Origin of the sequence: Rhodopseudomonas sp. G2_2311 (genome assembly GCF_047501505.1) — a bacterium.
Classification (GTDB): Bacteria; Pseudomonadota; Alphaproteobacteria; order Rhizobiales; family Xanthobacteraceae; genus Rhodopseudomonas; species Rhodopseudomonas palustris_H.
This window is the reverse complement of the sequence record NZ_JAZDRK010000003.1, coordinates 305,198-325,262: the sequence shown is the minus strand read 5'-3', so window position 1 is coordinate 325,262 and position 20,065 is coordinate 305,198. Positions and strand designations below refer to the sequence as shown.

Here is a 20,065-nt window from a genome sequence, read left to right as displayed (position 1 = left end):
CTCGGCGCGGACGCGCCCTGTGCTAAGCGGCGAGGCAGCGCTCCAGGATCGCCAATCCCTCGTCGACGATCGCATCGGAGGCCGTCAGCGGCACAAGGATGCGAATGGTGTTGGCGGCGGTGCCGCACGACAGCAGGATCAGGCCATTTTCGTACGCCAGCCGCGTCACCCGCTTGGTCGCCTCGGCATCCGGCTCATTGCTGCCGCGCTGCTTGAGAATGTCGAATGCCACCATCGCACCGGGCCCACGTGCGACCGAGGTCGGCACCAGCGTGTTCGACAGCGCGAAGCGATCGATCGCACTGCGCAGCCGCTCGCCGATTTGGTTCGCCCGCGCGATCAGGTTCTCTTCCTCGAACACATCGAGCACTGCGAGCGCTGCGGCGCAGGCCAGCGGATTGCCCGCATAGGTACCACCGAGGCCGCCCGGCTCGGCCGCATCCATGATGGCGGCGCGGCCGATCACGCCCGACAGCGGCAAACCGCCGGCAAGGCTCTTGGCGACGCAGACGATGTCGGCCTGAACGTCGTAGTGCTCCATCGCGAACATCTTGCCGGTGCGACCGAAGCCAGTCTGCACTTCGTCCGCGATCAACACGATGCCGTTCTCGTCGCACAGCCTGCGCAGGCCGCGCATCAGTTCGGGCGGCGCCTGATGGAAGCCGCCCTCACCCTGCACCGGCTCAATGATGATCGCCGCCACCTGCGACGCATCGATATCGGCCTTGAATACGAACTGTACGCAGCGCAGCGCATCCTCGACCGAGACGTCGCCGCCGACGACCGGGAACGGCACATGCCAGACGCCCGGCAGCGGTGGACCCAGCGCCTTCTTGTAAGGGATGACCTTGCCAGTCATCGCCGAAGCAAATGCGGTGCGGCCGTGGAAACCACCGGTGAATGCGATGACGCCGCTGCGTCCGGTCGCAGCGCGCGCGATCTTGACAGCATTTTCGGTCGCTTCCGCACCGGTGCTGAGCAGGATCGACTTCAGCGGCCCGTTGATCGGCGCTAACTGATTCAGCCGCTCGGCGAGCCGGATGTAACCCTCATAAGGCGCGACTTGGAAACAAGTGTGGGTGAAGCGATCGAGCTGCTCACGGATCGCCGCGACGATGCGCGGATGGCAATGGCCGGTGTTGAGCACCGCGATGCCGCCGGCAAAATCGACGTAACGCTTGCCCTCGACGTCCCAGATCTCGCTATTCAGCGCACGCTCTGCAAACACCGGCGTCGCTTGGCTGACGCCCCGCACGACAGCCGTCTGCCTGCGCGTCAGCAATTCACTATTCGTCATCAGCTCTCTCCTGAACTGATGACAACGCTAATGTGACGGTTCGGACAATCAATCAGCTTGTAAGTTCGGTCTGGTCACTTCCATGCACCAATCGAAAAATGCTGCACCATAACGTGCAAACACTGGCGCATTGTTGAGCGATCCGCTCAACACGCAGCCACACGCCATCACTCGAGTTCAGCGAGCACCTGCTTCAGCCAATTGCGCAGTGCAACGATCGCGGGATCGTCCCAGCGCTCTTTCAGCGCGACGAGCTGATAAGTCTCCATATAAACCGACGATGTGATCACCTCGACCAGCGCGCCGGAGCGCAGGTCTTCTTCGACCAGCACGTCGTTGGCGAGCGCGACGCCCTGTCCGAGCCGTGCCGCTTCTATCGCCAGATGGGCGTGCCACAGCCGCTGGCCGCGCAGCGGCGGCAGATCGTCGAGCCCCGCGAGTTCGAACCAGCGGGTCCATTGCATGGTGGATTCTTCGTGGATCAGCGCAATCTGCGACAGATCTTCGAGGCTGGTGATTGCCGGATAGCGCGCCAGATAGGCCGGGCTGGCGACCGGGAAGACCCGCGGCCGCACCAGGATTTCCGACATCAGCGGCCCACGAGAATCGATCACGTCGGCATAGACGATCTCGGCGTCGGCTTCCGCCCGCGACAAATCCGGATGGGTGAGAGTCGGCTGCAGATTCACCTCCCAGTTGCGTGGAGGCCCAGTCAATTCCGGCAGGCGGGACAGCAGCAGGCGGTTGGCGATGCCAGGAATGCACCAGATGTTCAGCGTCGGCAGCGACGACGGCCGCGCGCTGGTGGTGGCGCGCGCGATGATGTCGAATGCCTGCGAGATCTGTGCGTGAAAGCTCACGCCAGCCTCGGTCAGGATGACGCCGCGCCCTTCGCCGCGGACCAGCGCCACGCCGAGAAACTTCTGCAAGTTCTGCAGATGGCGGGAGACGACGGTGTGGCTGACGGCGAGTTCATCTCCGGCGGCGCGAACGCTGCCGGTGCGCCCGACGGCCTCGAAGGCGCGGAGCGCGATCAGCGACGGCAAACGACGGCGCATCATGAGGGCCGTATCGCCGGATCGCTGTAACGACGCTTGGACATTATAGACTTATCGCCTCCTCACACGCGCCGACCGAGATGATCACCCCCGATCGACCTCGATCTGCGGCAAAACTCTTCTCTCTTGTGGCACGGCGAAGCAACCGTCACAAATTCGCGCCGTCCTGTCGGACCGCATGCCTGCTGCCCGCCATGCGATTTCGTTCAATTTTGAACGATTCCAGGACGCTCCTGGCCGATCAGGGCGTGCGTGGCTCCTGGGGACAGACCAGTGCACCATCACGCAACGGCGGATGGAGCGCATCAAGAACCAGATCGCGGCCAGGAGTGGTCCAGTCGGACAACTGCAACCACGCCCGGCACATCCCGTCTTCGGCGGTCTTGTGCGGAAGCGCGCAGCACGGCGATGCCCATTGCTTGGTTGGCCGAGTCTGCGCCCAACCGAAATTGCCTTGAGGCGATCGCTCCTGACGTCAATTAGTTCGCGAACTCGAGCTCACCGAACAGGAGGCCGTCTCCGCAGGAGCTTCGCCAGCCTCACTCGGCGCATCCTCAGATTTGCGCTGAAAGTTGACTCGCGAGGCCGGCGCGCATCGTGCGGCAGAGCCCGCAAAGATCTTCCACGCCAGCCCGACGAAACGATCAAAATCCTCCCGTCGCGACCAAGTCTTTACAACAGCATTTCATTGCTGCTGGCACCGTTTGACGACACATTGCGGGCCTCTCGGGCTGGAGGTTTGCGGTATCTATACTGCCGATCGCCGGTGATTAGTTGACTGCGAACATTGTAGGAGCACCCATGTCGGTTCGGCGCCGCCTCGATCATCGCGATGGTGCCGCTGGAGCGGCGTTCTTTGTTTTCGGGATTGCGTTCGCGGTTGTCGCGCTCAACTACCCGCTCGGCACGACGATGCGGATGGGACCCGGGTATTTCCCGGTTGTGCTCGGTCTGATCCTGGCGGGCCTTGGCCTCGTCGTCGGCCTCGGCGCATTCCGCCGTCACTCGGTCGCGGAGCAAGCGGCAGGCTCCACCTCCCTTTCGATCCCGAAGCTCCGGCCCGCGCTGCTGATCTCCGCCAGCGTTCTGGTGTTCGCCGTGGCGATTGAATCGGTTGGCCTCGCGCTTGCGACATTCGGCGTGGTCGCCGTCAGCAGCCTCGCCAATTCCAAGGTACGCTGGCGTTCGGTCACGGCCTCCGGCCTCGTTCTGGCATCGGCTTCGGTCGCGATCTTCGCCTATGGGCTGCGCCTGCCGTTCAGGGTCACGCCGTTCTGATGGAGCTGTTCAGTCAACTCGGCCACGGCTTCGAAGCAGCGCTGACGCTCAGCAATCTCGGCTACTGCCTGCTCGGCGTGACGCTGGGCACGCTGGTCGGCGTGCTGCCGGGGCTCGGCCCCGTCGCCACCATCGCCATGCTGCTGCCCGCCACTTACGGCCAGCCGCCGCTGTCCGCGCTGATCATGCTCGCCGGCATCTATTATGGCGCGCAGTATGGCGGCTCGACATCGGCAATCCTGGTCAACCTGCCAGGCGAATCCTCCTCGGTCGTCACCTGCCTCGATGGTCACGCGATGGCGCGAAAGGGCCGCGCCGGGGCCGCTCTCGGCATCGCGGCGCTCGGCTCGTTCTTCGCCGGCACCGTAGCGACGCTGCTGATCGCTGCGCTCGCCGAGCCGCTGTCGAACCTAGCGCTGAAGTTCGGCCCCGCCGAGTACTTCTCGCTGATGGTGCTCGGCCTGGTCGCGGCCGTTGTGCTGGCGAACGGCTCGCTCGTGAAAGCGGTGGCGATGACCGTGCTCGGGCTGCTGCTCGGCCTGATCGGCACAGACGTCAACTCCGGCACCGAACGCTACAGCTTCGGCATCCCGGAATTGTCGGATGGCTTCGGCTTCGTCGTCGTGTCGATGGGATTGTTCGGCATCGCCGAGATCATCCACAATCTCGAAAAAGGCATCGAGCGCAACGTGTTTGCGACCTCGGTCGGCGGCATCTGGCCGACCCGCGCGGACTTCAAGGCGGCCTGGAAGCCGGTGCTGCGTGGCACGTTTCTCGGCTCGCTGCTCGGCGTGCTGCCCGGCGGCGGCGCGATCCTGAGTTCGTTTGCGGCTTACACCATCGAGAAAAAGCTGGCGACGGATCCCAGCCGGTTCGGCCAGGGCGCGATCGAAGGCGTCGCTGCACCGGAATCCGCCAACAATGCCGGTGCGCAGACCTCGTTCATTCCGCTATTGACGCTCGGCATTCCGCCCAACGCGGTGATGGCGCTGATGGTCGGCGCAATGATGATCCACGGCATCGTGCCGGGGCCGCAGGTGATGACCGAAAAGCCGGAACTGTTCTGGGGCCTGATCGCCTCGATGTGGATCGGCAATCTGCTGCTGGTGCTGCTCAACATGCCGCTGATCGGAATCTGGATCCGGCTGCTACGCGTCCCCTATCACGTGCTGTATCCGGCGATCCTGGTGTTCTGCTGCATCGGCATCTACAGCGTCAATCAAAGCACGATCGAAGTCGCGTTCGCGGTCGGCTTCGGCCTGCTCGGCTGGATGTTCATCAAGCTGCACTGCGAGCCGGCGCCGCTGCTGCTCGGCTTCGTGCTCGGCCCGCTGATGGAAGAAAACCTGCGGCGCGCGCTGCTGCTGGCGCATGGCGACCCGACCGTCTTCGTCACCCGCGGACTAAGCCTGGCGCTGCTGCTGATCGCGCTGGCGCTGATCGTCATCCTGGTGCTGCCGAGCGTCCGGAAGACGCGCGAAGTCGCCTTCCACGAAGACTGACCGACGCACCGCGCACGATGATCCGACGACGCCCTCCACCCTCTTCGATGTCTCCACCACGGAATGAAGGACGCCCATGACAGCCACCACGGTTTCCCGCCGCATCCTGCTGTGCGCAACGTTTGCCGCTTCACTCGTCGCCGCCCTACCCGCCGCGGCGCAGCCGGCTGATTGGCCGAACAAGCCGCTGAAGCTGATCGTGCCGTTCCCGCCCGGCGGCGCCGCCGATGCGGTCGGCCGCGTCGTCGCGGAGAAGCTCAGCGAAGTGTTGAAGCAGCCGGTGGTGGTCGAGAACAAGGCCGGCGCCGGCACCGCGATCGCCGCCGACGCGGCGGCCAAGGCTGCGACCGACGGCTACACCCTGTCGCTCGCGCCCGCCGGCCAGCTCACCATTCTGCCGCATCTGAACAAGTCGCTCTCTTACGATCCGTTCAAGAGCTTCGCGCCGGTGTCGCTGGTGGCGGAAGTGCCTTACGTGATCGGCGCCAGCGCCGACACGCCCGCCACCTCGCTGAAAGACCTGATCGCGGCGGCCAAGAAGGAGCCGGGCAAGCTCAGCTACTCGTCGTGCGGCAACGGCACGCTGTGTCATCTCAGCGGCGAGCTGTTCAAGAACCTCACCGGCACCGACCTGTTGCACGTGCCGTTCAAGGGCAGCGCGCCCGCGATCCAGGCCCTGCTCGGCGGCCAGGTCAATCTCTCGTTCGACACGCTGACCATCCTCGCGCCGCAGGTGAAGTCCGGCAAGGTCAAGGGACTGGTGATCACCAGCCGCACTCGCTCGCCGCTGCTGCCCGACGTGCCGACCGCTGCGGAAGCCGGACTGCCGGAATTCGTGGTGTCGTCCTGGTTCGGCATCGTCGTTCCCGCGGGCACGCCGAAGGACATCGTGGCGCGGCTGAACACCGAGATCAACGCGCTGGCAAAACTGCCGGACGTCCGCGACCGTCTCGCCGCGCAAGGCCTCGATGCGATCCCGTCGACGCCGGAGGCCTTCACCAAGGTCATTCACGAAGACTATGCCCGCTGGGGCAAGGTCGTCGAAGCGTCCGGCGCCAAACTCGATTGAGATGGCACTGAGCCAGCTGCGGCGGACGTCAAATCCGCCGCAGCTGCATGCTGCGGCGATGGCTTCCACCGACGACCCAACTGCGACATAACACCGGCAACGACACGAACCACATCGGGGAGCAGATGGCGCAGACAAGGCTGATCTCGCTGCAACAGGCAGTGCGACGCTATAGCTGGGACGGGATGCAGTATGCCAGCGGCGCTGCGTTGCCGATCGGATCCGACGCCATCATCTTTGGACGCGAATTGCTGCGCCAGGGCCGGCGCGACCTGCACGCGATCTTTCACTGCAACAGCCAGCAATTGAACCTGCTGGCCGCAGCCGGTGTGGTCACCAAGGCGGAATGCGGCTTCTCGGCCCTGGAAGTGTTCGGCTTCGCCAACGGCCTGCGCCGTGCGGTCGAGAGCGGCCACATGGCGCTCGAAGACTACTCCAACCTCGGATTGCCGCTGCGACTGCTCGGCGGCGCTTTGAACTGGCCGTTCGTCCCGGCCACCGTGAACATCGGCTCCGATCTGCAGTATCGCAGCGCGTTCGCGCCCGACGATTATCCCAGCAAGCACAAGATCCCAACCGTGGTCGATCCTTTCACCGGCCGCGAGATCGGCGCGTTCAGCCCGCTGAAGCCGGATCTGGCGGCGATCCACGTCACCCTCGCCGATCCGTACGGCAACGCGATCATGCTCGGCACCGAATGGAGCCGGGTCGAGCTGTCCCGCGCAGCCAAGAAGGTGATCATCATTGCGGATGCGATCGTCGACACCGCTTGCATCCGGCAATATCCGAACCTGGTGCGAATTCCGGACCTCGTGGTCGAGGCCGTGGTACATTGGCCGTTCGCGGCCTGGCCGCAGAGCTCGCCCGGCATGTACGACGTCGACGAAGCACACATGAAGTCCATGAACAAGGCGCTCGGCAGCGAAGACGGCACCGCCGCCTACATCCGGGATTTCGTCACCAGCTATCACGACATCGACAGCTATCTCGACATGATCGGCCGCGACAAGATCGCGGAGCTGCGCAACAGCACCACCAGCTTCCTGCTCGATCCGTATCGGCGCTGGATCTTGCCGCCCGACGAGGTGGCCGCGTTGTCCGCCCAGGAGGTCGCAGCATGAGCGAGACACTGGACTATTCCCGCCAGGAGATGATGGCGATCGCCACGGGGCGCGAAGTGAAGGACGGCGAGCTGGCGATCTTCGGCGTCGGGCTGTCGATGCTGGCCGGTTACTTCGCCCAGGCCAATCATGCGCCGCATCTGCGGACCATGACCGAAGGCGGCGTCTATGGCGCGACGCCGATCGGCGGCCTGCCCTGGGGCATCGAGTGCAACCGCATCTCGACCAATGCGACCAGCTTCACCTCGGCGATCGACGCGCTCGGCTTCCTGGTCGCCTCCGGGCGATGCGACGTCGGTGTGATCGGCGCGGCGCAGGTCGACAAGTTCGGCAACGTCAACACCACCGGCATCTGGGACGACGACATCGGCCCCCACTATCGGCCGCCCAAGATCCGCCTGCCCGGAGCCGGCGGCGCCAATGACATCGCCTGCGGCGCCAAGCGCTTCATCATCATGGTGACGCACGAACCCAAGCGCTTTGCCGAGAAGGTCACCTATCTGAGTTCGCCGGGCTATCTCGACGGCGGCAACGCGCGCGAGCGGTTCGGCTTTGTCGGCGGCGGACCATCGGCGATCATCACCACGCTGGGCATCCTGCGTCCCGATCCGGAGACCAAGGAATTCCAACTCGACGGCTGGTTCGCGTTTTCCAGCGTCGACGAGATCAAGGCTCACACCGGCTGGGACCTGAAGGTGTCGCCCACCGCCCACATGATCGACGAGCCGACGGCCGAAGAGCTAGCGAACCTGCGCAAGGTCGATGAGACCGGCGCGCTGCGCAAGCACTAGCGCGTGCGATAACGAGGACTTCCGATGACTGAGACTTCTTACGTGCTGCGCGCCGACGATGACGGCGTCACCACGCTGACGCTGAACCGGCCGCAGGCGCGCAACGCGCTGTCGCAGGGCATGCTGGAGGCGCTGCGCGCGGCGCTGGCGGAGATCGCCGCCGACGCCAGCGTGCAGGTGCTGATCATCGCCGGCTCGGGCCCGGCGTTCTGCGCCGGTCATGACCTGAAAGAGCTGCGCGCTGGCAACTACGACCCCGGTTATGTCGACAGCCTGTTCGCCGCCTGCGCCGAGGTGATGCAGGCGATCGTTCATTTGCCGAAGCCGGTGATCGCGCGCGTTCACGGCGTCGCCACCGCTGCGGGCGCCCAGCTGGTCGCCAGCGCCGACCTCGCCTTCGCCGCGGACGATGCGCGGTTCGCAACCCCGGGCGTCAACATCGGCCTGTTCTGCTCGACCCCGATGGTGGCGCTGTCGCGGAATCTGACGCGCAAGCACGCCATGCAGATGCTGCTGTCGGGCGATCTGATCGACGCTGACACCGCATTCCGCTTCGGCCTGATCAACGAGGTCGTGCCCGCTGCCGAGCTCGAACAGCGCACCCTCGCCTTCGCGCGGCAGATCGCGAGCAAGTCCCCGCTGACGCTGGCGATCGGCAAAGAAGCGTTCTACCGCCAGGCGGAGCTGTCGCTGGCGGATGCCTATGCTTACACCAGTCAGGTGATGGCGAAGAACCTTCAGGCCGAAGACGCCAAGGAAGGCATCGATGCCTTCCTTGGGAAGCGCCAGCCGGTGTGGTGCGGGCGGTGAGACGTCGCGGAGCTTAAGCTCCGCACGCGTTACAGCAGCCGTCCTGCGATCACGTAGATCGGTGCCAGCACCACGAACGCTGCCACCAGCAGGCAGGCGAATGCTCTGCCCCAGGGGCCGGGCTCGGCGGCCGGCATATCCGCATAGCTGTCGGCGGGCTTGCGGCCGGTGATCATCGCCTGGATCAGCGGCTCTCGGCTGGTGACCGCGTAGATCACGTTGGCGGCGACGTGGACCGCGACAAACACCTCGATCGCGGTGAAGATCCGCCGGTGCCACAGCGCGGCGGTGTCGACAGTGGCATCAGCCACGGTCTTGGCGAGCGGTCCTTCGATGATCAGACGATCTTCATCGGCCGAGAACAGCCCGCTGATCGCCATCGCGAACACCAGCGCCAGCAGCGCCACCACCATCCATCCGCCGAGCGGATTGTGGCCGAGAAACTTCTTCTTGTCGGCGATGTAGGCCAGCACCTTGCCCGGCATCGCGACGAAGCTGCCGAACCGTGCGGTCGAGCCGCCGACGAAGCCCCACAGGATGCGGAAGACGATCAGCACCAGCGCGGTATAGCCGTTGAGCTTGTGCCAGGCGGGATAGGCCCCGCCATAGGTGTTGCTGATCCAGCCATCGAGGACGACGAAGACGAGCGCCCACTTGAAGACGCGCGTGGGCCCGTCCCAGGCGACGACGCTCGCTTCGTTCATGTCTTAGCTCTTCTTGGCGCGGAAGTCGTCGTGGCACGACTTGCAGTTGCCGAGCACGCCGCCGATGTTCGCCTTGAGCGAGGCTTCATCCTTGATCGTGCCCTGCGCCGCGGTGGCCGCAGCGGCCAGCTTGGCGAACAGGTCGTCGAACTTCGCCTTGTCTTCCCAGATCTTCGGCAGCGCCGCGGTGTCGCCACCGGTCTTGGAATCGGCCGGGAACAGCGCCGGCAGCTTCTTCGAGTCGTCTGCGATCGCGGCCAGCGACTTCTGCACCACCGCCTGGTCGAACTTCGCCTCGCCCTTCAGCATCGCGGCGATCGGCTTGGTGGCCTCGCCCATCTGCTTCAGGATCGCCTTGCGCTGCGCGATGGCGTCGGTCTGCGCGACCGCGAAACCGCTGCCCAGCACAACCAGTCCGGCGATAGTAGCAATTCTCAATTTCATCTTTGCAGGTCCTTTCGATCGTTCCGGTCGCCGCAGGCGCCGACCGGCAGCTTCACCCATCCTGGTGAGTCGCTTCCATCGCGGCTGTTCTCCCACAATCAACCTGACGTTGCGGTGACAACGTCACAGAGCCGGGAGTGCAGCGACCGCGATTCTCCTGCCCCCACCCGATCTCTTAGCCGATGCAACATCGCCGCCGCAAACGATCGGGAAGAACCAACTGCGAACACCTGCCCTGACATGGACGCAATGGCTAAAGATTGGGACAGCAGCCCACGCGATCAGACTACGCTAACCCGGTCGATCTTTTGATCCGACGATCACATGTGCGTCATTGTCGCAGGCGTGCGCCGCTCGAGGTCGAGCACATTCACGCATTTGGTACGTAACGCACCAACACACGCCGCTCGGCTCTCGACACTTGCGACTTTCTGGCAATTCTAAATGCGCCGAAGAGTTGTGTCCGGCGAAGTAGTTAGGCTCGTTCGCAGACGTCGGTGCACGCGGCGCGCGAGCGACAGCGATTGCCGCCCCTCGGGCGTTGTTGTTACGCGAAGCGATATCTCGCGTGACTTACGCCGGAGAAGACAGCCTCATCATGACGACACCTGCCGAGATCCGCCCGATGCTGAGCATCGAGGGCGAGGAAGATCTCATCGACATTCACTTCGATATGGTCGCCGCGTATCATGGCCAGAGCGCGCTAGCGATGCTCGCAGTGACGTTTCAGGCGTTGCGCCTGATACTGCCGGCGCTGTCGCCGCAGCGCCCGCTGCGACGCTCCGAGCTCAGCGTGATCAGCGGTCATCCCGGCCCGGGCGTACGCGACGCTTTCGAATTCGTCACCCGCGCGGTGACGCGCGGCGTCTACACCGTCGACCGCTCGCTGCCGCAGGCGCGGCTGTGTCCGGGCGCCGACATGTCTTACAGCTGGCGGGTTTCGGCGGGTGAGCAGACTGTCGGCGTCGCGCTGCGTCAGGGCGTGGTGCCTGAGCGGTTCTTCGAGCTGATCGGCCGCGGTGCGGCGCGGACCGATGCAGAGAATGTGGAGCTCTCCGCGCTGAAGCGCAGCGTCGCGGCGGACGTTCTGGCCACGTCGCCCGATGCGCTGTTCGACCGGCTGTGATCGGACCACGCGATGAAAACCATCATCCGGTTCTCCTGCGGTCACAAGACCTCGTCGGCAAGCTGGGCCGAACGGCTCGCCGGCCTGCCCTGCGCCATTCGCGACGTCGACCTCTACGCGCTCGACGCCGAGCTGCTGAACGGCGCTGACGCGCTGCTGATCGGCATGCATATGGACCAGCGCTTCCTGCAGGCCAACGCGGCGCTGCTCGGCGATTACATCGCCGCCGGCGGCATCGCCGTCGTCAGCGGCCATATCGCCCACCCGTTCCTGCCCGGCCTGTCGCCGGTGCAGCCGCTCGGCGGCGGCAGCCTCGCTGATCTGACCATCGCCCGCGCCCAGCCGCATCCGATCTGGGACGGCGTGGCGCTCGAGGATCTCATCTTCCGACGTGGCGTCGCCGGCTTCTACGGCCATGCCTGGCATAGCCCACCGGAGGGCGCGACCGTGATCCACACGATGGGGCCGGAGGCTCGTCCGCTCGACTTCATCTATCGCCACGGCCGCGGCGAGGTGCTGATGCACGGCGGCAATGATCTGTGGAGCTTCGGCGGCGACGACTCGAGCCGTCGCCTGCTGCCGCAGCTGATGTCCTGGCTGGTGGAGGCACGCTCATGACCGTCGCAGTGCTCGATAGCGGCACGTACTATCATCACGAGACGATCTTCGGCGACCGTTTCCGCGACCGCTTCGACCGGGCGATCTACGCGCCGGCGCTGACCGCCGCCGATCTCGCCGAACCGACCCTGCTGATCATCCCCGATCGGACCAATCCCGATGTGATGCGCCGTCACCAGCCGCTGCTCACCGACTTTCTCGCCCGCGGCAACACGCTGGTGGTGCTCGGCGAGAGCGAGGCCGAGACCTGGGCGCCGGGCGTGCGCAGCGCCGGACGGCCAACCAACTTCTGGTGGTGGCTTGATCCTGCGCAGAAGCCGCCGCACCAGATCGCGGCGCCCAATCACGAGATCTTCAGCTACGTCCCGGCGGAATCGACGATCTGGCACATCCACGGCGTGCTGTTTCCGCCGGACGGCGCGCAGCCGCTGGTCACCGTGCCGGACGATCGCGACGGCCGTGATCCCGGCGGCGCGCTGCTCTATGATGATCGCGTCACCACGCCGGGCCGGCTGATCGTCTCAACGCTTGACCCGTTCTATCACCACGGCAGCCGGTTCATGCCGGCGACGACGCGGTTTCTCGACGGCTTCCTGCGTTGGGCGCAAGCCACCGCGCGATCATAGCCGCGGAGGCGGCGCATCGACGCCCGTCAGCCGGTGCACCGGCACGGTCGCCTCGATGCGCTCGCCATCCGCTTCGATCGTGACGCGGCGCACCGGCACGCCGTAAAGCCGCGCCAGATTGGCCTCGTCGAGCACGCGATCGGCGGGGCCGAACACCGGCTCGCCGGCCATCATCAGTACCTTGTCGGCAACCGCGAGCGCATGATCGGGATGATGCGTGGTGAACACCACGGTCATGCCTTCGTCGCGCACCAGGCGGCGGATCAGCCGCAGCACCACGCCCTGATTGGCAAGATCCAGCGCCGACGCCGGCTCGTCGAGCAGCAGCACCCGGCAATCACCAGCGAGCGCGCGGGCGAACAGCACGAGCTGGCGCTGGCCGCCGCTGAGCCGGTCGTAGCGACGTTCGGCGAGATCGGCGATGCCGACAGCCTCGAGACAGGCTTCGGCGCGGGCGAGATCGCGGCGACCCGGCGCGCCGAAGCGGCCGAGATAACGGCTGCGCCCCAGCAGCACCATGTCGATCACCCGGTAGCCGACATCGCCGCGCAGCGCCTGCGGCACCACGCCGACGATGCCGTCGACGTTGATCCGGCCGTGCTTCAACGCCAGCGTCGCCGCGAGCGCGCGCAGCAACGTGGTCTTGCCGCAGCCGTTCGGCCCGAGGATCGCGGCGGCTTCACCTTCCGCGATCGCGAATGACAGATTGCGAAACAGCCATTGCTCCGGGCGAAACCAATGCCCCGCCTGCTCCACTTGGATCATGCCGTCTGTCCTCTTGCGTGCCGGCGGAGCAGCCAGGCGAACACCGGCGTGCCGACAATCGCGGTGACTATGCCGACCGGAATTTCCGCTGCCGACAGGTCGCGCGCCAGCGTGTCGGCCGCCATCAGGAAGGCGGCGCCCGCGACCGCCGACACCGGCAGCAGCCGGCGATGATCAGCCCCAACCACCATGCGCACCAGATTGGGGATCACCAAGCCGACCCAGCCGATCGTTCCGGAGACCGCGACCTGCGCCGAGACCGCGAGGCACGTAGCGCCGAGCAGGATCACGCGGTCGCGTCCGGGCTCGACGCCCAGCGTTCGCGCCTCCTCGTCGCCGAGCGACAGCACGTTGACGCGCCAGCGCATCGCCAGCATCACGCCGCCGCCCAGGATGGTACACGTCGCCAGCAGCGCCAGGTTCGGCCAGCTCGACGCTGCAAAGCTGCCAAGCAGCCAGAACACGATGCCGGGCAGTTTTACTTCAGGATCGGCGATGAAGGTCACGAACCCGACCAGCGCGCTGCAGAACGCCCCGATCACCACGCCGGCGAGCACCAGCGTCAGCACCGGCGAGACGCCGCCGCCGCGGTGAACGATCAGCACCGCCGCGAGCGCGATCGCGGCACCGGCGAACGCGCCGAGATGCACCGGCAGGCCGAAGCCGAACAACAGGATCGCAACCACGCCGCCGAGTGACGCGCCGGATGCGGCGCCGATGGTTTGCGGACCGACCAGCAGGTTGCGGAACATGCCCTGCAGCACCGCGCCGGACAGCGCCAGCCCCGCCCCGGCAATGCCGGCCATCAGCACCCGCGGCAGCCGCACCGTGGTGACGACGATCCGCTCCGTCGGCGTCCAACTCGCGGTACCCCACCCCGCCGGCAGCCAGTTCGCTGCATCGAAACCGAACGAAGCGAACAGCTCGTGCAGCAGAATGCCAAATACATGCGCGGCCGGCACGTGGTAGCGGCCCGCCGACAGACAGAGCAGCGCCGTCACGATCGGCAGCACAACGAGCGCGGCGGCTATCAAAGATGTCGCGGTAGGATGTCCGGGCCGCACGGCGGCAGTGTCGAGCGTACTCATCGCGCAGCCGCAAACCGCGCGTAGCCGGCAGACCCGCTGTTCTGCGGTGTCTGCAGAATGGCGTCGATCTCCGCATCGGCCAGCATGTGATTGTAGAGGAAGCTGTACCAGTCCCGCATCTCGGTGCGCAGATCGGTCGTGAGCCGATCCGGGTGCAGCAGTTTCGCGAGCCATGTCCACGCCAGCGCCGACTCGTGGCTCGGCGGATCCCAGCGATAGCCGCCGAGCGGTACACGATACACGCGGCGCTGCTTGATCGCGGCGATGCCCTGCAGACGCGGATCGCCATAGAGGTCGGCCGGCATCGCGGTGTCGAAATTGCCGAGCAGGATGACATCCGGATTCCACACCAGCAGCTGCTCCAGCGTCACCGTGCGGCTGCCGCCGACCTCCCCGGCCGCATTGCGTCCGCCGGCGGTGCGGATGACGAAGTCCGTATAGGTGTCGCGACCGGCGACAGCGAACGAATCCGAGGCGCGTGACAAATGCAGCACCCGCGGCCGTTCAGCATCCGGCGTTGCCCTGAACGTTGTCGCGAGCACGTCCTGGCGCTGCCGCAATCGCTCGACGATTCTGTCCGCACGTGCCTCCTGCCCTGCGAGCCGTCCCATCATCAGGATCGCGCCCTCGACCTCGTCCTGGCCGCCGTAGCGCAGGCCCAGCACCGTGAGGCCGGCGCGATCGAGCATCGCAATCGGCTCGTCGCCCGACGTCGCCCATTGCAGCACCGCGTCCGGATGCAGCGCCATGATCGCCTCGACATTCGGCACCACGCCGGCACCGCGCGTAATCCCGGTCGGGATCTGATCGAACGACGGAAAGATCCGGCTGAGAATCCCGGCGCGCATCGCTGTGGCCGATGCCGGATTCATCCCGGCGACATGCGCGGCCGAACGATCGATCGCCATGTAGGTCGACGGCGCCGGCATCGGCAAGAACACCACACGCTGCGCCGGTGTGGTGACGGCAACGGTCCGTCCGCGCTGGTCGGTCAACTCAGCGGCCCTAGACGAACCGGCCATTGCCGCGACGCCAATCACCACGGCGATCGCCGGTCTCATCCCTCGCAATGACGACAGCATCACGTTGACGACCTCACTGCGCTCCTCCCGATCTGCCTCTACACGGCATGCCGTTCATAGGCGGCCGATCTCAGAACGCAAAACCAAAACACCGCGATGACGCGCGCAACGACGTCTTCGAGACTAGAATCTCTCAAGATTAGGTTGGTACGGTTGCGCGCGTTACTAATCGCGCGCGTAACGAAACAGACATCCCATTTTGTAATGTGTCGAAGTTTGCCTGCACACGGTGGTAATCACGCGCGACGCTAACGTGGGGATGGTGGTGATCGAAGTGACGACTCGATAAGGACCCGTTCACTAATCGTGAACTGGGGGACGCCACCAAATGATTCAACGGGCATTCACGCGCGAATCCGCACGGAGCCGACTTCTTGCTTCCAGCTGCGGACTGAGCGTTGCACTGGCCTGCGCGATGACGGCGGGATCGAGCACTGCGACGCGGGCGCAGACCGCCGACACATCGACGCCGCGCGCGCGCCATGTGTTGCCGGAAGTGCGCGTGGAATCGGCGAATCCACCGAAGCCGCAGCGCGCAACACGGCCGAGCGATGGCCGCGGCGCCCGCCGCACCGCGGCGCAAGCTCCCAAGCCTGCGCCGGCTCAGCAGGCCGCAGTAGCGACCTCAGATCATTCGCTCAAGCCGATGGGTGGCAAGCTTCCGCAACCCGGAATTCCACACACCGCGCAGCAAAGCATCACCGTGGTCGATCGCGCGCAGATCGAACAGACCAGTCCGACCAGCCTGCTCGATATCCTGCAGAACGTGCCGGGTGTGTCGATCGCGCGCGCCGGCGGCATCGGTGGCCAGATATATCTGCGCGGATTCTCGTCGAACAACTGGCGCTCGCCGATGTATATCGACGGCGACCGCTTCCGCGGCCGCAACACGCTGCAGCTCAACTACTTCGCTCCCGAAGAGATCGAACGGGTCGAGGTGGTGCGCGGCCCCGCCTCGGTCGTTTACGGTTCCGAGGCGATGACCGGACTCGTCAACGTCGTCACCCGCCGTCCCCAGGTCGATCCGTTCGGCCCGTGGCGCGTCACCCATGGCGGTTTTTCGGCCGGTTACAGTTCGGTCGACAACGGCTTCAGCACTTATGAATGGGCGCAGGCGGCCGGCATGGGCTTCGACGTGCTCGGCGGCGTCAGCTATCGCAAGGGCGGCAATTATCACACGCCGAGCGGACCGGCGCTGAACAGCGACTACGAGAGCATCGGCGGCAATCTACGGCTCGGCTGGTCGCCGACCAGCAACCAGCGCTTCGAATTGACGCTGCGCGACTATTGGGAAGAAGACGGCCGCGCCGGCGGCGTCGGCGGCGCACCGGGCTGGCCCTATATGCAGGTGCGGCAGCAGCCGAACCAGGTGCACATGGCGAAGCTGTCCTATGCCGGCGACTTCACCGATCAGCTGGTCCAGCACGTCGAAGGCTCGTTCTACGCCAATTACTTCGACACCAAGCTTTCCACCGTGAACACCGCGACGCCGGGCGTCGTCACCTCCTCGGTCAGCCACGTGGGCGGCCCGCTGGTGATCGGCGGCCGGGTGCAAGGCGTGATTCCGTGGGATCCGGCGCCGTGGGGCCTGCTCAAGACGACGTTCGGCTTCGACGGTTTCCAGGAATGGCGGCCGGGCAGCACGTCGTGGTCGGTTCGGCAGACCGCGACCAGTTCGACGATCACGCCCGAGTTCAAGACCGGCCCAGACAACACCCAGGCCAATGCCGGCGCCTTCATGCTGCACGAGTGGAAGCCGATTGATCTGTTGACGCTGTCGGCCGGCGGCCGGTTCGACTGGTTCAACACCACATCGGAGCTATCTCCGGTGAGTTCGGCCCGCGCCCTCGCGGTGCTTCGGCAGAACAGCGACGTCACCGCCACCGCGCCGACCGGAAGCATCGGCGCCACCGTTCACGTGACGCCGATCCTCGATCTGCTCGCCTCGGTCGGCACCTCGTATCGCTATCCGACCAATTCCGAGCTGTTCGCGTTCTCGGCGACCTCGATCCCAAATCCGGAGCTGAAGCCGGAGACCGGTCTCACCTATGAGGACGGATTCCAGCTCAACTTCCCGACCGCGACCTTCAAGCTGACGGCGTTCGACAGCCACTACGCGAATTTTCTGCAGTCAGTGTTCGTCACCTATAACGGCGCCTCGGTGACGCAGAGCCAGAACGTCGGCCATGCCACCGTGAATGGCGTCGAGGCCGAGTGGCGCTGGCAGGCGACGTCGTCGTTCAACCTGCACGGCAATGCCGCGTGGCTACAGGCGACCAACACCGACACCGATGCGCCGCTGCCATTCATCGCGCCCTGGAAAGGACGCGTCGGCGTGCAGTACGCGCCGGTCGGCTCCGGCTACGCGGTCGGTGCCGCGGTGGATTGGGCGTCGGCCAAGACCCGCATCAACACCACGCAGGAATACCCGACCGGTGGCTATGCGGTGCCGAGCATCTACGCCTCGTTCGATCTCGGCGTGCTGGTCTCGCGCCGCCTCGGCGACACCAAGCTGCACCTCAGCCTGCAGAACATCTTCGACACCTCGTATGCGAGCGCGTCGACCTATGTGAACCGGTCCTACAGCCAGTCGATGTACAACCCGCTGCTCGAACCCGGCCGCAACTTCACCGCCCGGCTCACCCACACCTTCTGACGACAAGGCGCGTCTGATGGGAGGCGGACCGTCCGGCGGCGTTGGACGGTCCGTCTCCGCTGCGGGTCCTCAGGGGCATCGGACCCACATTCGCCACAGCAGCCCATCCTTGTCGATGAAGTGATGCTTGAGCGCGAACATCGTGTGCCCCGCGATCACCAGCGCCAGCGCCGATCCGAGAGCGAAGTGGATCGTGCCCCAGAGTTCGGCGAGATCCTCGCTCTTGGCGACCGGCGGCGGAATCGGCACGCCGAACAGCGACGCCGGTCGACCATAGGCAGCGCTCATCACCCAGCCGCTGACCGGCACGGCGAACATCAGCACGTAAAGTGCAAAGTGCCCGAGATGGCTGGCGGTGCGGAGTAGCTGCGAATAGGCTGTCGGCAACTCCGGCGGCGTATTGGCGGCGCGCCAGATGAAGCGTGCCGACAGCAGCAGCACCGTCACGACACCGAGCGACTTGTGCAGCTCGTAGAGCGCATACTTCTCCGGCGAAGGCGGCTGCTGTCCCATGTAGAAGCCAAGGCCGATCAGCCCGACGATCATTGCTGTCATGCACCAGTGCAGAAAGATCGCCGTACGCGTGTAGCGCTCCTGCGCGGCTGCTGTCGTCTCCATCGCAGTCCTCAATCCGTCACACAATATCAATACCGTACGTACGGTATTGATATTGTGTTTAGCGCGGGTCCGCGGGAGTGTCAATTCATGCTGTACGACGGGAATTCAGGCCGCGTCCGGTGAACCGCCGACACCAAGATGCGATGGTTGCCTGCCGAAATGAAAAGACGATCGCGCGCGGCACATGGTGCGAGAAGGCGCTTTGCGCCTCCTCCCCATGATGTTGCCCCCTTTGCGGGTCTCCCGAATGCCGCTCGTAGTCGGCAGAAACAGAACTACTTTACAGATTGCGCGCGATCACGATGCGCTGGACGTCGCTGGTGCCTTCATAGATCTGGCAGACGCGAACGTCGCGATAGATCCGCTCGACCGGGAAGTCCTTCAAGTAACCGTAGCCGCCGAGCGTCTGGATCGCCGAGGAGCACACCGCCTCGGCGGTCTCGGAGGCGAACAGCTTGGCCATCGAGGCTTCGGTGAGGCACGGCAGCCCGGCTTCGCGCAGGCTGGCGGCGTGCAGCACCATCTGCCGCGCGGCGGCGATGCGGGTCGCCATGTCGGCGAGCCGGAACGCCACCGCCTGATGCTCGATGATCGGCTTGCCGAAGGTGACGCGGTCGCGCGCGTAGTCGCGGGCCGCCTCGAACGCAGCGCGCGCCATGCCGACCGCCTGCGAGGCGATGCCGATCCGGCCGCCTTCGAGATTCGAGAGCGCGATCTTGAGCCCCTCGCCTTCGGCACCGAGCCGGAGGTCGGCGGGAATCCGCATATCATTGAAGGCGAGCTGGCAGGTGTCGGACGAATGCTGACCGAGCTTGTCCTCGACCCGCACCACCTCGTAGCCGGGCGTATCGGTCGGCACGATGAAGGCGGTGATGCCCTTCTTGCCGGCCGACGGATCGGTGACGGCGAACAGGATGATCAGCTGGCCGTTCTGCCCCGAGGTGATGAACTGCTTGGCGCCATTGATGACGTAGGCATCGCCGTCGCGGCGCGCGGTGGTGCGCAGGTTCGAGGCGTCCGAGCCGGCCTGCGGCTCGGTCAGCGCAAAGCCGCCGATCCACTCGCCGCTGGCGAGCTTGGGCAGGAAGCGCTGCTTCTGCTCGTCGGTGCCGAATTTCAGGATCGGCATGCACGCCACCGAGGAATGCACGCTGACGATGGTCGAGCACGCGCCGTCGCCGGCGGCGATCTCTTCCAGCGCCAGGGTGTAGGCCACCATGCCGGTGTCGGAGCCGCCAAAGGCTTCCGGCACCAGCATGCCGAGAAAGCCGAGCTGGCCCATCTCGGTCAGTTCGGCGCGCGGAAACGCATGCGCGGCGTCGCGCGCCGCCGCGGTTGGGGCGAGCCGCTCGCGCGCGAAGTCGCGGGCGGTGTCGCGGATCTGGGTCTGCAGTTCGTTGAGGATCATGATG

General features: G+C 65.6%; 19 protein-coding genes. 10 read left to right on the top strand and 9 right to left on the bottom strand.

The genetic code is table 11. The features are described 5' to 3' along the window. Nucleotides 1–22 precede the first annotated feature (22 nt). Nucleotides 23–1,297, bottom strand: coding sequence for a 4-aminobutyrate--2-oxoglutarate transaminase (gene gabT / locus VRZ08_RS06955; protein ID WP_107344239.1), 1,275 nt, complete (start codon nt 1,295–1,297; stop codon nt 23–25). 167 nt (nt 1,298–1,464) lie between these two features. Then, nucleotides 1,465–2,358 (bottom strand): LysR substrate-binding domain-containing protein, encoded by an 894-nt coding sequence (locus tag VRZ08_RS06950; protein ID WP_264055349.1) that lies wholly within the window; start codon nt 2,356–2,358, stop codon nt 1,465–1,467. Nucleotides 2,359–3,156: 798 nt separating this feature from the next. Between VRZ08_RS06950 and VRZ08_RS06945 the strand changes: the two genes are divergently transcribed. The 6 genes from VRZ08_RS06945 to VRZ08_RS06920 all read left to right on the top strand — a co-directional run bounded on the left by VRZ08_RS06945 (nt 3,157) and on the right by VRZ08_RS06920 (nt 8,926). After that, a complete protein-coding gene (locus VRZ08_RS06945) occupies nt 3,157–3,633 on the top strand; it encodes a tripartite tricarboxylate transporter TctB family protein (RefSeq protein WP_414532081.1) in 477 nt (158 codons plus the stop codon). Then, on the top strand, nt 3,633–5,135 hold the full coding sequence (locus VRZ08_RS06940) for a tripartite tricarboxylate transporter permease (RefSeq protein WP_414532080.1): 1,503 nt from the start codon (nt 3,633–3,635) through the stop codon (nt 5,133–5,135). Before VRZ08_RS06945 ends, VRZ08_RS06940 begins: the two co-directional genes overlap by 1 nt. Before the next feature lie 76 nt (nt 5,136–5,211). After that, nucleotides 5,212–6,204 (top strand): tripartite tricarboxylate transporter substrate binding protein, encoded by a 993-nt coding sequence (locus VRZ08_RS06935; RefSeq protein WP_414532079.1) that lies wholly within the window; start codon nt 5,212–5,214, stop codon nt 6,202–6,204. Between the two features lie 125 nt (nt 6,205–6,329). Next, complete coding sequence (locus VRZ08_RS06930) at nt 6,330–7,325, top strand: CoA transferase subunit A (RefSeq protein WP_414532078.1); 996 nt, start codon at nt 6,330–6,332, stop codon at nt 7,323–7,325. After that, entirely contained in the window at nt 7,322–8,116 is a 795-nt protein-coding gene (locus tag VRZ08_RS06925; protein ID WP_414532077.1) for a CoA-transferase subunit beta, read from the top strand. The genes VRZ08_RS06930 and VRZ08_RS06925 overlap by 4 nt, the downstream gene beginning before the upstream one ends. Nucleotides 8,117–8,140: 24 nt before the next feature. After that, complete coding sequence (locus VRZ08_RS06920) at nt 8,141–8,926, top strand: enoyl-CoA hydratase (protein WP_414532076.1); 786 nt, start codon at nt 8,141–8,143, stop codon at nt 8,924–8,926. 29 nt (nt 8,927–8,955) lie between these two features. Here the strand turns inward: VRZ08_RS06920 and VRZ08_RS06915 are convergent, their stop codons facing one another. After that, complete coding sequence (locus VRZ08_RS06915; protein ID WP_107344225.1) at nt 8,956–9,630, bottom strand: cytochrome b/b6 domain-containing protein; 675 nt, start codon at nt 9,628–9,630, stop codon at nt 8,956–8,958. A 3-nt stretch (nt 9,631–9,633) separates the two neighbouring features. Next, nucleotides 9,634–10,074: a c-type cytochrome gene (locus tag VRZ08_RS06910; RefSeq protein ID WP_107355410.1), complete on the bottom strand. Its 441-nt coding sequence runs from the start codon at nt 10,072–10,074 to the stop codon at nt 9,634–9,636. A gap of 598 nt (nt 10,075–10,672) precedes the next feature. Between VRZ08_RS06910 and VRZ08_RS06905 the strand changes: the two genes are divergently transcribed. Genes VRZ08_RS06905 through VRZ08_RS06895 form a run of 3 tightly spaced genes read left to right on the top strand, consistent with a single transcriptional unit; the run spans nt 10,673 to nt 12,444 of the window. Next, the gene (locus VRZ08_RS06905; protein WP_414532075.1) at nt 10,673–11,200 is read left to right on the top strand and encodes a hypothetical protein; all 528 of its coding nucleotides are present in this window, start codon (nt 10,673–10,675) and stop codon (nt 11,198–11,200) included. Between the two features lie 12 nt (nt 11,201–11,212). Beyond that, entirely contained in the window at nt 11,213–11,818 is a 606-nt protein-coding gene (locus VRZ08_RS06900) for a hypothetical protein (protein ID WP_107355408.1), read from the top strand. Then, on the top strand, nt 11,815–12,444 hold the full coding sequence (locus tag VRZ08_RS06895) for a hypothetical protein (protein WP_414532074.1): 630 nt from the start codon (nt 11,815–11,817) through the stop codon (nt 12,442–12,444). Before VRZ08_RS06900 ends, VRZ08_RS06895 begins: the two co-directional genes overlap by 4 nt. Here VRZ08_RS06895 and VRZ08_RS06890 read toward each other — a convergent pair. The 3 genes from VRZ08_RS06890 to VRZ08_RS06880 are packed head-to-tail and all read right to left on the bottom strand — an operon-like array spanning nt 12,439 to nt 15,292. After that, a complete protein-coding gene (locus VRZ08_RS06890; protein ID WP_414532073.1) occupies nt 12,439–13,209 on the bottom strand; it encodes an ABC transporter ATP-binding protein in 771 nt (256 codons plus the stop codon). The two genes, VRZ08_RS06895 and VRZ08_RS06890, sit on opposite strands and share 6 nt — an antisense overlap. After that, on the bottom strand, nt 13,206–14,297 hold the full coding sequence (locus tag VRZ08_RS06885; RefSeq protein WP_414532072.1) for a FecCD family ABC transporter permease: 1,092 nt from the start codon (nt 14,295–14,297) through the stop codon (nt 13,206–13,208). Before VRZ08_RS06885 ends, VRZ08_RS06890 begins: the two co-directional genes overlap by 4 nt. Further along, nucleotides 14,294–15,292, bottom strand: a complete 999-nt coding sequence (locus tag VRZ08_RS06880; protein ID WP_414532071.1) for an ABC transporter substrate-binding protein — start codon at nt 15,290–15,292, stop codon at nt 14,294–14,296. Before VRZ08_RS06880 ends, VRZ08_RS06885 begins: the two co-directional genes overlap by 4 nt. Nucleotides 15,293–16,025: 733 nt before the next feature. On the opposite strand from VRZ08_RS06880, the gene VRZ08_RS06875 reads away from it, so the two are divergent. After that, on the top strand, nt 16,026–18,035 hold the full coding sequence (locus VRZ08_RS06875) for a TonB-dependent receptor (RefSeq protein WP_414532070.1): 2,010 nt from the start codon (nt 16,026–16,028) through the stop codon (nt 18,033–18,035). Nucleotides 18,036–18,104: 69 nt separating this feature from the next. Here VRZ08_RS06875 and VRZ08_RS06870 read toward each other — a convergent pair whose 3' ends face one another. After that, on the bottom strand, nt 18,105–18,653 hold the full coding sequence (locus tag VRZ08_RS06870) for a cytochrome b (protein WP_414532069.1): 549 nt from the start codon (nt 18,651–18,653) through the stop codon (nt 18,105–18,107). Between the two features lie 280 nt (nt 18,654–18,933). Next, nucleotides 18,934–20,061 (bottom strand): acyl-CoA dehydrogenase family protein, encoded by a 1,128-nt coding sequence (locus VRZ08_RS06865; protein WP_414532068.1) that lies wholly within the window; start codon nt 20,059–20,061, stop codon nt 18,934–18,936. Nucleotides 20,062–20,065 lie beyond the last annotated feature (4 nt).

Coding starts and splice junctions, on each gene's coding strand:
- gabT (WP_107344239.1), bottom strand. CDS start 1,297: ATGACGAATAGTGAATTGCTGACGCGCAGGCAGACGGCTGTCGTGCGG.
- VRZ08_RS06950 (WP_264055349.1), bottom strand. CDS start 2,358: ATGATGCGCCGTCGTTTGCCGTCGCTGATCGCGCTCCGCGCCTTCGAG.
- VRZ08_RS06945 (WP_414532081.1), top strand. CDS start 3,157: ATGTCGGTTCGGCGCCGCCTCGATCATCGCGATGGTGCCGCTGGAGCG.
- VRZ08_RS06940 (WP_414532080.1), top strand. CDS start 3,633: ATGGAGCTGTTCAGTCAACTCGGCCACGGCTTCGAAGCAGCGCTGACG.
- VRZ08_RS06935 (WP_414532079.1), top strand. CDS start 5,212: ATGACAGCCACCACGGTTTCCCGCCGCATCCTGCTGTGCGCAACGTTT.
- VRZ08_RS06930 (WP_414532078.1), top strand. CDS start 6,330: ATGGCGCAGACAAGGCTGATCTCGCTGCAACAGGCAGTGCGACGCTAT.
- VRZ08_RS06925 (WP_414532077.1), top strand. CDS start 7,322: ATGAGCGAGACACTGGACTATTCCCGCCAGGAGATGATGGCGATCGCC.
- VRZ08_RS06920 (WP_414532076.1), top strand. CDS start 8,141: ATGACTGAGACTTCTTACGTGCTGCGCGCCGACGATGACGGCGTCACC.
- VRZ08_RS06915 (WP_107344225.1), bottom strand. CDS start 9,630: ATGAACGAAGCGAGCGTCGTCGCCTGGGACGGGCCCACGCGCGTCTTC.
- VRZ08_RS06910 (WP_107355410.1), bottom strand. CDS start 10,074: ATGAAATTGAGAATTGCTACTATCGCCGGACTGGTTGTGCTGGGCAGC.
- VRZ08_RS06905 (WP_414532075.1), top strand. CDS start 10,673: ATGACGACACCTGCCGAGATCCGCCCGATGCTGAGCATCGAGGGCGAG.
- VRZ08_RS06900 (WP_107355408.1), top strand. CDS start 11,213: ATGAAAACCATCATCCGGTTCTCCTGCGGTCACAAGACCTCGTCGGCA.
- VRZ08_RS06895 (WP_414532074.1), top strand. CDS start 11,815: ATGACCGTCGCAGTGCTCGATAGCGGCACGTACTATCATCACGAGACG.
- VRZ08_RS06890 (WP_414532073.1), bottom strand. CDS start 13,209: ATGATCCAAGTGGAGCAGGCGGGGCATTGGTTTCGCCCGGAGCAATGG.
- VRZ08_RS06885 (WP_414532072.1), bottom strand. CDS start 14,297: ATGAGTACGCTCGACACTGCCGCCGTGCGGCCCGGACATCCTACCGCG.
- VRZ08_RS06875 (WP_414532070.1), top strand. CDS start 16,026: ATGGGTGGCAAGCTTCCGCAACCCGGAATTCCACACACCGCGCAGCAA.
- VRZ08_RS06870 (WP_414532069.1), bottom strand. CDS start 18,653: ATGGAGACGACAGCAGCCGCGCAGGAGCGCTACACGCGTACGGCGATC.
- VRZ08_RS06865 (WP_414532068.1), bottom strand. CDS start 20,061: ATGATCCTCAACGAACTGCAGACCCAGATCCGCGACACCGCCCGCGAC.